Source organism: Chitinophaga sp. HK235 (genome assembly GCF_018255755.1).
Classification (GTDB): Bacteria; Bacteroidota; Bacteroidia; order Chitinophagales; family Chitinophagaceae; genus Chitinophaga.
In genome coordinates, this window is record NZ_CP073766.1 from 5,807,401 (window position 1) to 5,819,501 (window position 12,101).

Annotated in this window: 9 protein-coding genes; 6 read left to right on the forward strand and 3 right to left on the reverse strand. The window is 48.9% G+C overall.

From position 1 onward, the window contains the following. Nucleotide 1: 1 nt before the first annotated feature. The 3 genes from KD145_RS21985 to KD145_RS21995 all read right to left on the reverse strand — a co-directional run bounded on the left by KD145_RS21985 (nucleotide 2) and on the right by KD145_RS21995 (nucleotide 4,536). Complete coding sequence (locus tag KD145_RS21985) at nucleotides 2-517, reverse strand: hypothetical protein (RefSeq protein WP_212001678.1); 516 nt, start codon at nucleotides 515-517, stop codon at nucleotides 2-4. Nucleotides 518-647: 130 nt separating this feature from the next. Next, nucleotides 648-2,696: an OPT family oligopeptide transporter gene (locus KD145_RS21990; protein ID WP_212001680.1), complete on the reverse strand. Its 2,049-nt coding sequence runs from the start codon at nucleotides 2,694-2,696 to the stop codon at nucleotides 648-650. Nucleotides 2,697-2,823: 127 nt separating this feature from the next. Further along, entirely contained in the window at nucleotides 2,824-4,536 is a 1,713-nt protein-coding gene (locus KD145_RS21995) for a peptide MFS transporter (RefSeq protein WP_212001682.1), read from the reverse strand. A gap of 180 nt (nucleotides 4,537-4,716) precedes the next feature. Between KD145_RS21995 and purD the strand changes: the two genes are divergently transcribed. The 6 genes from purD to rodA all read left to right on the forward strand — a co-directional run bounded on the left by purD (nucleotide 4,717) and on the right by rodA (nucleotide 12,086). Next, complete coding sequence (gene purD / locus KD145_RS22000; protein ID WP_212001684.1) at nucleotides 4,717-5,994, forward strand: phosphoribosylamine--glycine ligase; 1,278 nt, start codon at nucleotides 4,717-4,719, stop codon at nucleotides 5,992-5,994. Nucleotides 5,995-6,195: 201 nt separating this feature from the next. Next, nucleotides 6,196-7,218 carry a rod shape-determining protein gene (locus tag KD145_RS22005; RefSeq protein ID WP_078669179.1) on the forward strand — a complete coding sequence of 341 codons (1,023 nt, stop codon included), beginning with the start codon at nucleotides 6,196-6,198 and terminating at the stop codon, nucleotides 7,216-7,218. Between the two features lie 108 nt (nucleotides 7,219-7,326). Beyond that, a complete protein-coding gene (gene mreC / locus KD145_RS22010) occupies nucleotides 7,327-8,214 on the forward strand; it encodes a rod shape-determining protein MreC (RefSeq protein ID WP_212001686.1) in 888 nt (295 codons plus the stop codon). After that, a complete protein-coding gene (gene mreD / locus KD145_RS22015; RefSeq protein WP_212001688.1) occupies nucleotides 8,211-8,720 on the forward strand; it encodes a rod shape-determining protein MreD in 510 nt (169 codons plus the stop codon). The genes mreC and mreD overlap by 4 nt, the downstream gene beginning before the upstream one ends. Before the next feature lie 113 nt (nucleotides 8,721-8,833). After that, complete coding sequence (gene mrdA / locus KD145_RS22020; RefSeq protein WP_212001690.1) at nucleotides 8,834-10,771, forward strand: penicillin-binding protein 2; 1,938 nt, start codon at nucleotides 8,834-8,836, stop codon at nucleotides 10,769-10,771. Between the two features lie 28 nt (nucleotides 10,772-10,799). After that, on the forward strand, nucleotides 10,800-12,086 hold the full coding sequence (gene rodA, locus KD145_RS22025; protein WP_212001691.1) for a rod shape-determining protein RodA: 1,287 nt from the start codon (nucleotides 10,800-10,802) through the stop codon (nucleotides 12,084-12,086). Nucleotides 12,087-12,101 lie beyond the last annotated feature (15 nt).

Here is a 12,101-nt window from a genome sequence, read left to right on the forward strand (position 1 = left end):
TTTATGGTCTGGCTATCATGGTGATGACAGCTCTGAAAGCACCGTTTCTGATGGTTTTTGTGCCGGTACCGCTAAGATCTTTCACCGTACCGGAGAAAGTACCTTCCACGGAAACATTGTCTATGCTGCCGATTGTAATAACACAGTCTGAGCTGCCCTGTGAAGAATAGGTGGCGGGATAGCTGCCACTGTTGACTACTATCATGATGCTGTTACCTTCTTTGCTGCAGGGGTATGCGCCTGGTTTGAAAGGTAATGCAGGGGCCACCATGGTAAAGTTGATGATATCGCCGGTGCTGGTTTTGCCAGTGATTTCCATTTGAGGATATTCATCGGCGGGGTTACCGGTGGTAAAATCGGGGGCATATATCAGGCCTTTGGGGTTTTCGCTGAGGAAGATCCTGTTGTCCAGTTTTACGGAAACGAATTTACGGTCTTTACTATCGTTTTTTTCTTTTCCGCAGGAGCTGGCAAGGATTACAACTGCACTGAGTAATGCGGTTACAAGTGTGCGCATAGGTACTTATTATAGAAAGATGTAATAAAATTCGGATAAAAATAATCAATTTCAAGTAGAAAAACGGATGCCGGTGCAGGATTGTTACATCCCGTACCGGCATCTGAGGGTATCTTGAAAAGTTGATCGTTTATGCTTTACGTGCAGTACGGTAAAGATACCAGCCCATAAAGGCAAAGAATGCACATCCCAGCACATAGTAGCCGCCATGGCCCAGGATGCCGGAAAGGCCGCTTTCTGCATTCAGTTTGGTGAGGACAGCAGCAGACCAGTCGAAGCCGGAGAGTATAGCGATGATCACGCCAGCTACTGCACCGCCGGCTACCAGGCCGGTAGCAAACAGGTTGCCTTTGCCCAGTTCTTCTTCTGCAGCAGAAGTATGCACATTCGCCTTTTTGTTTTTATAGTCTACTACGCCACGGATAGCACCGCCTACGAAGATGGGGAGGGTGGTAGACAGCGGCAGGTAAGCCCCTACTGCAAAAGAAAGAGCGTTGACTCCGCACAGTTCCATGGTAATAGCGAGGAAAACACCTACCAGTACAAACTGCCAGTCGAGGTTGAACGACAGGATACCTTTAGCCAGTGTAGCCATGAGGGTGCCTTGTGGTGCCGGATAGTAAGTGCTGCCGATAGCATGTTCGGTGATGCCTTTGCTGATCATCTCAGCAGTGGGCTTGTCAAGGAATTTTACGGTGAGCCCGATCACAATAGAGGATACGATAGCGCCAATAAACAGGGCCAGCTGCTGGTACATGGGAGTGGCACCTACAATGTATCCGGATTTCAGATCCTGGGAAGTGCCGCCGGCATTGGCTGCGGCGATACAGATCATACCACCTACTACCAGGGCCATGGGCTCGTATACCTTTCCGGTCCAGCCTACGGCGATGAATACCAGGCAGGTACCCATGAGTGTGGCGATAGTCATACCGGAGATAGGGTTATTGGAAGATCCGATCAGCCCTACGATGCGGCTGGACACAGTGACGAAGAATGCGCCAAATACCACTACCAGCAAACCTACCAGCAGTTTTTTACCGATAGAGTCGCCAGGCAGTTGCGGCAGGAAGGCCATCAGGAGGATTAAAGCGATGCTGCCGAACAGTACTATTTTCAGGCTCAGGTCTCTTTCTGTTCTGGGTACGTCCATCCGGGAGCCGTTGTTTTCTTTGCCCTCTTTAATGGCACCCAGACTGCCTTTGAAAGAAGAGATGATCGTGGGGATTGTTTTGAGCAGGGTGATAAATCCGCCCGCAGCTACAGCGCCTGCGCCGATCTGGCGTACATAGGCATAGTATACAGCAGAAGAATAATCTGAGAAGGTATGTGCTACCGGGTCCCAGTTGCCTTGTCCGCCAGGCGTTTGCAGGCTGGCGAGGTAACCGATTTTTACCAGCTGGGAGGCGATCATATCGGGTGGCAGCAGGGAGGCCAGCAGAGGGATCAGGGCGAGCCAGGACAGCACGCCGCCGGCTACCAGTACGCCTGCAATACGCGGACCGATGATATAACCCACACCCATATACTCCGGGGTGATGTCTGCACTGATTTTGGCAGAAGGGAAAAATTTGCTGGCCTGTTTAGTCATGTACTCCGGTGTTTCGGCGATTACATGCAGGATCTTTTGCAGGATAGCATAGGCGAAGGCGAAGCCCAGGCCGTAGAAGGCTGTCCGGGCAAAGTCACCACCTTTCTCCCCGGCGATGAGCACATCACCGCAGGCCGTACCTTCCGGATAGGGAAGGGTTTTATGTTCTTTAACGATCAGTGACCGGCGCAGCGGTATCATCATCAGGGTACCGAGGATACCACCAAAGATGGCCAGTATCAGGATCGTGAAATAATTAAAGAACTGTGCTCCGCCCCCATCGCTGAGAAACAGGAAGCCTGGCAAGGTAAATACCACCCCGGCAGCGATAGATTCGCCGGCAGAACCAGTGGTCTGGATAATATTATTTTCCAGGATGGTGGTGTTGAAAAATTTCCGGCCAAGGGTGATGGCAATTACGGCGATAGGTATGGAGGCTGAAACAGTGAGGCCGGCTTTCAGCGCCAGGTATACGGTGGCGGCGCCAAAGATGATCCCGAAAAGACAGCCTAACAAAATGGATTTGAGGGTAAATTCCTTCATCTGTACGCCAGGGGGTACAAAAGGTTTGAAGTTGTTGTCAGACATAAGGTAGAGTTAAGGTAGAGTTAAGGGCTGAAATTACGAATAGGGAATTATAAATCCCGTATAAAAAGGAAGACCGAAGCAATTACTGTTTGCTTCGGTCTTCTCTTTATGTGTAAGGTATTATTATTTATTTCACGCCATGCATCCATTTTTTCAGGAAGCTGGTAGAGAGGAACAGCAGAACGGCTGCAGCACCTGGCAGGATCACAAATACCATGAAGAAGTCATAGAGGTTGTGGATGGTGAATCCGGCGAAAGTGGGGTAATGAGTGGCCAGTTTCAGCTCGTGCAGTTTGTCGAGTTGCTGTGCGGTGGCAGTAATAGTACCGTCCAGAATGCCTTTCAGGTCTATACCATTTTTAGTGGCTTCGATAAACTTGTCTGGTGTAGGAGGCAGCAATGCGCCCAGTGTACCAGCGAGTGCATAACCAGCAGCATTGGCAAGGAACCATACACCCATCAGCAGGGAAGAGAAACGGTGTGGTGCCAGTTTGGACACGAGAGACAGACCTATCGGAGATAAGCAGAGTTCACCCAGTGTGTGGAACAGATACATTAATATCAGCCAGCTTACGCCCAGTTTCTCATCTGCACCGAGGTTTTTCACCTGGAGAGCGATGATAAAGAAGCCGAATGCCAGCAAAGCCAGACCGATAGATTGTTTTACCGGGGAGATAGGCTCCATGTTACGCTTCTGTAATTTCAGCCATAACCAGCTGAAAGGAAGGGCAAAAGCGATGATGAAAATGGAGTTGAAGTTCTGTATAAGGCTGGGTGGCAGTTCGATGCCTAAGAAGTGGCGGTCTGTCTGGTAGTCCGCTATAAAGGTGAGGGAGGATCCGGCTTGTTCGAAGCAGGCCCAGAAGAAGATTACAAAGAAGGCTACAAAGTAGATCACGAGGATTCTTTGTCTTTCTACTTTGGTGATACTCGAATCGGTGAGGATCAAAACAGCGAGGCTGATACCGGATGCATAGATGAAAGGATACAGCCAGGATTTGATCGGGTTGGGGTCGAGTGACAGGTAGTGGATAATGAAGAAGAGTGCTACCAGCAGACCCAGTACGCCGAAGATGGCGGTGTTGGAGAATTTGGCTTTGTCTGCTTCGCCTTCGGCCAGGTTAGCAGCAGGTTTGCTGAAATCTGGCTTGCCGCCGATAGCTTTACCATCGGGGGTGATTACATATTTATCTTTCAGGAAATAAAACAGTGCGGTTCCCAGGAACATGGCGATACTGGCAGCGAGGAAGCCCCATTTGAAGGCGCCTACCATCCTTACGTTGTCTACTTTCACGTCACCGGCAAAGGAGCAGATGGACATTCCGAGGAAAGCACCGACGTTGATACCCATGTAGAAAATGGTGAAGGCAGCATCCAGACGGCCGTCGTTTTTAGGATACAGCTGGCCTACCATAGAGGAGATGTTGGGTTTGAAGAACCCGTTGCCGAAGATGATTACCAGCAGAGCCAGCCAAACCACCATTTTGGACGTATCAGGGCTGCTGCTGTATATAGTGGCACTGATGACCATGAGTAGTTGTCCGATACCCATTACAAAGCCACCTAATAAGATACAGTTCCTGTTTCCCAGGTAGCGGTCGGAGATATAACCGCCGAGCATAGGTGTAAGATAACAAAGGCCGAGAAAGCCGCCATAGACATAGGAGGATTCAGCTTCAGAGAAAGACAGGGCATTTACCAGGAAGAGCGTCAGCAGCGCTCTCATACCATAAAAATTGAATCGTTCCCACATTTCCGTGGTAAATAATACATAGAGGCCCTTAGGATGACTCTTTTGCGAGGCATCGACCGGCTTCTGTGCAACAGCTGTTTGCATCATAAATGGTTAGTTTTAGCAATAGTTGTTTTAAGGTTCTGTTAAGTCTCTAGACGTGGCAAGTTAACTAAATTCAGTTATCTCGTAAAAAAATGGTGGAAATGCGCACTTTTTATGGTTTTTTGTGGTTTTTTGATCTTTCTTTGCATTTTCTTTCGCACCTGCATTTATTAGGCAATTCATATGAACATATTATTACTAGGTAGTGGTGGCCGGGAGCATGCTCTGGCCCGGAAAATGTCCCAAAGCCCTCATTGTGGCAAGTTATTCATCGCGCCAGGCAATGCCGGCACTTCGCAGTGTGGTATTAATGTGGATATGGGCGTGAGTGAATTTGAGAAGATCCGGTCTTTCTGTCTGGAAAACGCTATAGACCTGGTAGTACCGGGCTCGGAAGAGGCCCTGGTAAATGGTATTTACGATTATTTTGCCCAGGATGCAGCGCTGCAGCATATTCCGGTGATGGGGCCTTCAAAGGAAGGAGCCCGGCTGGAGGGCAGCAAGGCTTTCGCTAAACTATTCATGCAGCGGCATGACATCCCTACCGCCGGTTACCGGGAGTTTAATGCCGGCAACTTTGAGGAGGGGGTAGCTTATCTTCAGCAGCACTCCTTACCAATTGTATTGAAAGCCGACGGATTGGCCGCTGGTAAAGGGGTGGTGATCACCAGTTCCCACGAAGAGGCAGTTGCGGAGTTTGAGCAGATGGTCCGTGAAGCTAAGTTTGGTGATGCCAGCAAAACCGTGGTAGTAGAGCAGTTCCTGACAGGTATCGAGCTGTCGGTGTTTGTGATCACTGACGGGCATTCCTACAGCATATTGCCGGAAGCGAAAGATTATAAACGGATCGGGGAAGGCGACAAGGGCCTGAACACAGGCGGCATGGGAGCGGTATCACCCGTACCTTTTGCAGATGCTGCGTTTATGAAAAAAGTGGAAGACAAGGTAATACGCCCTACCGTAGAGGGTTTGTCAAAAGAAAACATTAAATACAACGGATTTATCTTTTTTGGCTTGATTAATGTAGAGGGAGAGCCTTTTGTAATTGAGTATAACTGTCGGATGGGCGACCCGGAAACAGAAGTGGTGATGCCCCGTTTGCAGAACGACCTGCCGGAGCTGTTTACCGCTGTTCTGAATGGCACGCTGGCACAGCAAACGATTTTCACCGACCCACGTGCAGCCGCCACCGTAATGCTGGTGTCTAAAGGTTACCCGGAGGCTTATGAGAAAAACAAGGTTATCAGCGGGGTACCGGCACCTACCAACGACCAGATCGTATTTCATGCGGGCACCAAACAAACGGGAGATACTGTTGTAAGCAACGGAGGACGTGTGCTGGCCATCACTTCACTGGCTTCCACCCTGTCGCTTGCGTTGTCACATTCCGTGCAAACGGCGGAGCAGATCGCTTTTGAGGGCAAGACTTACCGGAGAGATATCGGCTATGAATTTATCTGATAAAAATCACCTGATTGAAAATATTCTGAAGGTATTTCCGTTCATGAGTGCAGAGCATAAAGAGAGCTGTTTCTATGCCGTTTACACAACAAACAAGTTTTTTTAATATTTAGCCGTATTATTGCAAGAATATCCACTTTTTGCATCGTATATTCGTTGGAATTATTCATTTTTGCATTCTAATTTTTGACCGTATCAACAATGGGATTTTTTAATTTTTTAACGCAGGAAATCGCGATTGATCTGGGTACAGCGAACACGCTGATTATACATAATGACCAAGTGGTTGTGGACGAGCCTTCCATTGTAGCGATAGAACGGGCTAGCGGTAAAATTGTGGCTGTTGGTAAGAAGGCCATGATGATGCACGAAAAAACACACGAATATCTTCGTACGATACGTCCCCTGAAGGATGGTGTGATCGCGGACTTTAACGCCGCTGAGGGAATGCTCAGGGAACTGATAAAAATGGTTTACCCTAAAAAGCCGCTGTTTGCTCCCAGCTGGCGTATGGTGATCTGCATTCCTTCCAGTATTACTGAGGTGGAGAAGAGAGCCGTACGTGACTCTGCTGAGCAGGCCGGAGCGAAGGAAGTATACCTTTTACACGAACCAATGGCTGCTGCCCTGGGTATTGGCATTGATGTGGAAGAGCCGGTGGGTAACATGATCATTGACATCGGCGGTGGTACCACCGGTATCTCCGTGATCGCCCTCGCTGGTATCGTTTGTGACCAGAGTATCCGTATCGCCGGTGACGAGTTCACTGCCGATATCATGGAAGCCCTGCGTCGTTACCATAGCTTGTTGATCGGTGAACGAACCGCAGAACAAATCAAAATCCATATCGGATCTGCCCTGAAAGAACTGGACAATCCGCCTGATGATATCCCGGTAAACGGTCGTGACCTGGTAACAGGTATCCCTAAACAGATCATGGTATCTTACCAGGAAATAGCAGAAGCCCTGGACAAATCTATCTTTAAAATTGAGGAAGCCATCCTGAAGGCGCTGGAAACAACGCCGCCAGAGCTGGCATCAGATATTTATCGCAGAGGACTGTACCTGACAGGTGGCGGTGCGCTGCTGCGTGGCCTGGACAAACGCCTTGCCCAGAAAATCAAACTGCCGGTTCATGTAGCGGACGATCCGCTGCGTGCAGTGGTAAGAGGCACCGGCATCGCCCTGAAACATGTGGGTAAATATCCGTTCCTAATGCAATAAACCTATTTAGCTATTTGAATATTTGGTTATTTAGGGATTATCTCACAGAAAAAGGTCTCCTAAATAACCAAATATTCAAATAACCAAATCCTTAAATGACTCGCGCTTGTGCGGAATTTAATCATTTTCTTTAGGCGATATTTCAACTTCTTCTTATTTCTGCTGCTGGAAGTGATTTGTATTGTCCTGGTATTTCAGAACAATAACCTGCAGCGATCAGCCTATCTTAACTCCGCCAATAATGTCAGTGGAAAGTTGTACGACAAGTATAACAACGTACAGTATTACTTCCATCTGAAAGCCACCAATGACAGCCTGGTAGCTGAAAACACCCGCCTGCACAATGCGTTGCATACCAGCTTTGACTCCATGGTGACCGGCACCGGCCTCAAAATAGATACGATCCGCCAGTACAGCGATGACACCCTTCACCGGGTAATCGGTACCCAGATCCGCCGCTATAAATACTTTGAGGCGAAAGTAATCAACAACTCCGTCAACAAACCCATCAACTATCTCACGATCCACCGCGGCAGCCTGCAGGGTATCCGACCCAATATGGGCGTAATCAGCAGCAGCGGCGTGGTAGGTGTAGTAAGAAGCGTAAGCGACAACTATGCCGTGGTGCTCTCCATGCTCTCCAAATCCAACTCCGTGGCCATCAGTGCCCGGCTGGCCAAAGGCAAGGAAATGGGATCTGTACACTGGGATGGCGAAAGCGCCGGTTATGCCCAGCTGAAAGACATCCCTAAAAGCGCCAAAGTACACAAAGGTGATACCGTGGTTACCAGCGGCTTCTCTGCCCTGTTCCCGGAAAATATCCCTATTGGATACATAGATTCAGTGACAATCGCTGACAAAGCCGGTACCTCTTTCACTATCCGCCTGAAATTGGCTACCAATTTCTACGGCGTACAATATGTGTATGTGATAGAGAACCTGCTGAAAGATGAACAACAACGACTAGAAGACTCAACGTACAAGTTGATCAAATGAGTATACTGCTAAGAAATATTATCCGGTTTGCATTCCTGTTGCTGATACAGGTATTTGTGCTCAACAAGATACTGATTCATCAGTTGGTGAGCCCCTATCTGTACATGCTTTTTATCCTGGCGCTGCCTTTTAACCTGCCGCGCCCGATGGTAATGTTACTGGGGTTCCTGATGGGTATTTCCCTCGACATGTTTTCCAACACCATGGGGATACACGCGGCCGCCTGCGTATTCATCGCTTACCTGCGCCCGTTTATCATCAACGTACTGTCACCACAGGGTGGTTTTGAAACTACCCAGAAAACGCCGTCCATGACCAGCATGGGCGTATCTCAGTTCCTGATCTACGCGGCGATACTGGTATTCCTGCATCATGTGGTCTTTTTTACACTGGAAGTTTTTGGCTTTGGAAACCTGTTGTATTTAATGCTGAAAATTCTCCTGTCAACTGCCGCCAGCCTTTTCCTGATCGTCTTGTATGAATTGCTATTTTTCACAAAGAAATAGGACTTCGTTTTTAGTGGTTGCCAAATATTACTATTAAATTTATAGATGGAAGTGGAAGCTGTCAGCGATACTGCCAGCAATAAAAAGTTAAAAATTTATCCGTCCTCAATAGCATGTCAGTTTTTAATCAGCCCAGAAAAAGAGTAATACAGGCGATTATACTTGGGATGGTGGTGCTGATCATTACCAGGTTGTTTTTCCTGCAGATCGTAGAAAAGAAATACGCCAAGCTGGCGGATGCCAACGCCGTACTACGGAAGGTGGTATACCCCAGCCGTGGTATCATCTACGACCGGCAAAACCGTGCTATCCTGAGTAACGATGTGTTGTACGACCTCGTAGTTACACCTGCCAACGTTAAAAGCATTGATACTGCTTATCTCTGTAAGATCTTAAACATCGATAAGGACGAATTCAGAAAACGTATTGTTAACGCCATCGTGAGAAACGGCCGCGTCCGACAATCTGTTTTTGCTGCCCTGCTGCCAGCTGAAGTCTTTGGCCAGCTGCAGGAAAGTATGTACCTCTTCCAGCCCGGATTTGAGCTGGTGCCGCGTCAGATCCGCTCCTATCCCTACGCCGCAGCCGCCAATATCCTGGGATATATCGGGGAGATATCGCCGGAACGCCTTAAGGATTCAGCTTATTCTTCCTATAACTCCGGAGACTACCTCGGCCTCGCAGGCCTCGAAAGGACCTACGAAGGCATCCTGATGGGACAGCGCGGTATCCAATATCTTGTAAAAGATAACCTTAACAGGCCACAGGGCTCTTATGAGAACGGGGAATTCGACAGCGCCGCTATTGCAGGTAAGAACCTGCGCCTGTCGCTGGACATAGAATTACAACAGTTCGGGGAAAAACTCATGAAAGGCAAGATGGGCAGTATTGTGGCCATAGATCCGCAAACAGGCGGTATCCTGGCCATGGTAAGCGCTCCCACCTTCGACCCTAACCTGCTCACCGGTTCTTACCGTAGCAGCAACTCCGTACTCCTGAACCGTGATACAACAAAGCCCACTTTTAACAGGGCCATTCAGGCTACCTATCCGCCAGGTTCCACCTTCAAGCCGATGATCGCGCTGGTAGGGCTGGATGAAGGTGTGATCACGCCCAGCTTTGGTTATCCCTGCGGTGGCGCCTACTACGGCTGTAGCAGGCCCATCAAGTGTGAGCACCATGATGCCGGTCACGCGGCCAACCTGCGGCTGGCACTCTCCCACTCCTGTAACTCTTATTTTGCACACGTATACCGACTCAGTGTAGATGCCGGCAAATTTGGTGGCATCAGAACCGGCGGCCTCCAGAAATGGTCGGACTATATGCATAGCTTCGGCTTTGGTCACCGTATCGGGATAGACATCCCGAGTGAAGCCAGAGGAACCGTACCTACACCGTCTTTCTACGATAAAATGTATAAAGGCAGCTGGAACTCCTGTACTTCCGTGTTCCTCGGCATCGGGCAGGGTGAGCTGACCCTGTCGCCTCTTCAGATGGCCAACGCCATGTGCATCGTAGCTAACCGCGGTTCTTATTTTATTCCGCACTTTGTACAGAGCATTGATAACGACGATACCCACGTACTGGATAAATACAAGGAAAGACACGTGGTAGCCCATATCTCCGATACTGCGTATAGTGCAGTAATCCATGGTATGACCGATGTGGTGGAAAGTGGTACCGGCCGTGTGGCCCAGATCGAAGGTATCACCATTGGTGGTAAAACCGGTACGGCCGAAAACTATGGCTTCGTAGATGGTAAACGGACCAAACTGAAAAACCACGCTGCGTTCGTAGCCTTTGCACCGGCAGAAAATGCCCGTATAGCCATTGCCGTAATCGTTGAGAACTCCGGTTTCGGTGCCCGTTATGCGGCGCCTATCGCAAGTCTGATGATGGAGAAATACCTGAAAGACTCCATCTCCGTCAAAAGACAGGCCCTCATGAAATCCGTGATGGAAACGGTGACTATGGACCCGGCTATGGTGAACAGATCCAAACTGGACTCGCTCAACAACAGTGCTATTATCAAGAAAAACGGAACTAAATAATTCAAACGTATAAACAGAGGAACCGATAATGAACCGCTCGCAAGCCAAACTGACACAAGGGATTGACTGGCCTATAGTAGGCCTGTACCTGGCGCTGGTGATCATCGGCATTATGTCCATCTTCGCTGCGGAATACCGTGGTGATGACAACATCTGGCAGAATATCATCCACCTGAATAAAAACTATTCGCGTCAGATGATGTGGTTGGGTGTGTCGCTGGTACTGGCTTCCATCATCTGGCTAACAGACAGTAAGTTTTTTACGGCTACCTCCAACCTGTTGTATGCCGGGGGGCTACTGCTGCTGCTATTAGTACTGGCTATCGGTAAAGACGTAAAGGGGTCGCACTCCTGGCTGGTAGTAGGCGGGTTTCAGTTTCAACCGGCTGAGCTCACAAAACTCTGTACCAACCTGGCTTTGGCTAAATACCTATCGTCGCAGGAAACGGACTTTACCAAGTTGCGATCACGATTGATAGCCGGTGCGATCGCACTGATCCCGGCTGCTATCATTATTCTGCAGGACGAAACAGGTTTGGCGCTGGTATATTTCTCCTTCTTCCTGGTGATGTTTCGTGAAGGTTTGCCTGGTGTATTGCTGATAATAGCCTTCTCCGGTATTGTGCTGGTACTGTCTGCCCTCCTGGTGGATAAATACATACTGTTTACCATCTTCTCTGTTATCACGGCGCTGGTCATTTATTTTATGCGCCGGGAGATAAAACGGAAGCGGTCGAGGTTGCTGATCATACTGGGTGTATACGCCTTCTGTTCGGTATTTGTGATGTTTGTAGTGCCTTTTGCTTTTACGAAGGTGCTGAAAGACTACCAGGTACGCCGTATTGAGGTGATGCTGGGTAAAGAGAACGATCCCAAGGCCACCTATAATACCCGGCAGAGTATGATTGCTATTGGTTCCGGCGGCTTCTGGGGCAAGGGTTACCTGAAAGGAACCCAAACCCGTTACGACTTTGTACCGGAACAGAGTACTGACTTTATCTTCTGTACTATAGGGGAAGACTTTGGTTTTATAGGCAGCATTGTGTTTCTGGGGCTTTATGTAGCGCTGCTTTTCCGGGTCATTTTTGTAGCTGAACGACAGCGATCGACTTATTCCCGTGTATATGCCTATGGGGTGGCCAGTATTATCTTCTTCCATCTGGCTATTAACGTCTCGATGACCATTGGTCTGGCGCCGGTGATCGGTATTCCGTTGCCACTGGTGAGTTATGGAGGTTCTTCAATGATGACCTTTACCATGCTGATATTTATTATGCTGCGGCTGGATGCCGACCGGCAGATGGTGTTGAGGTAAGCGGCGGCTGCAACT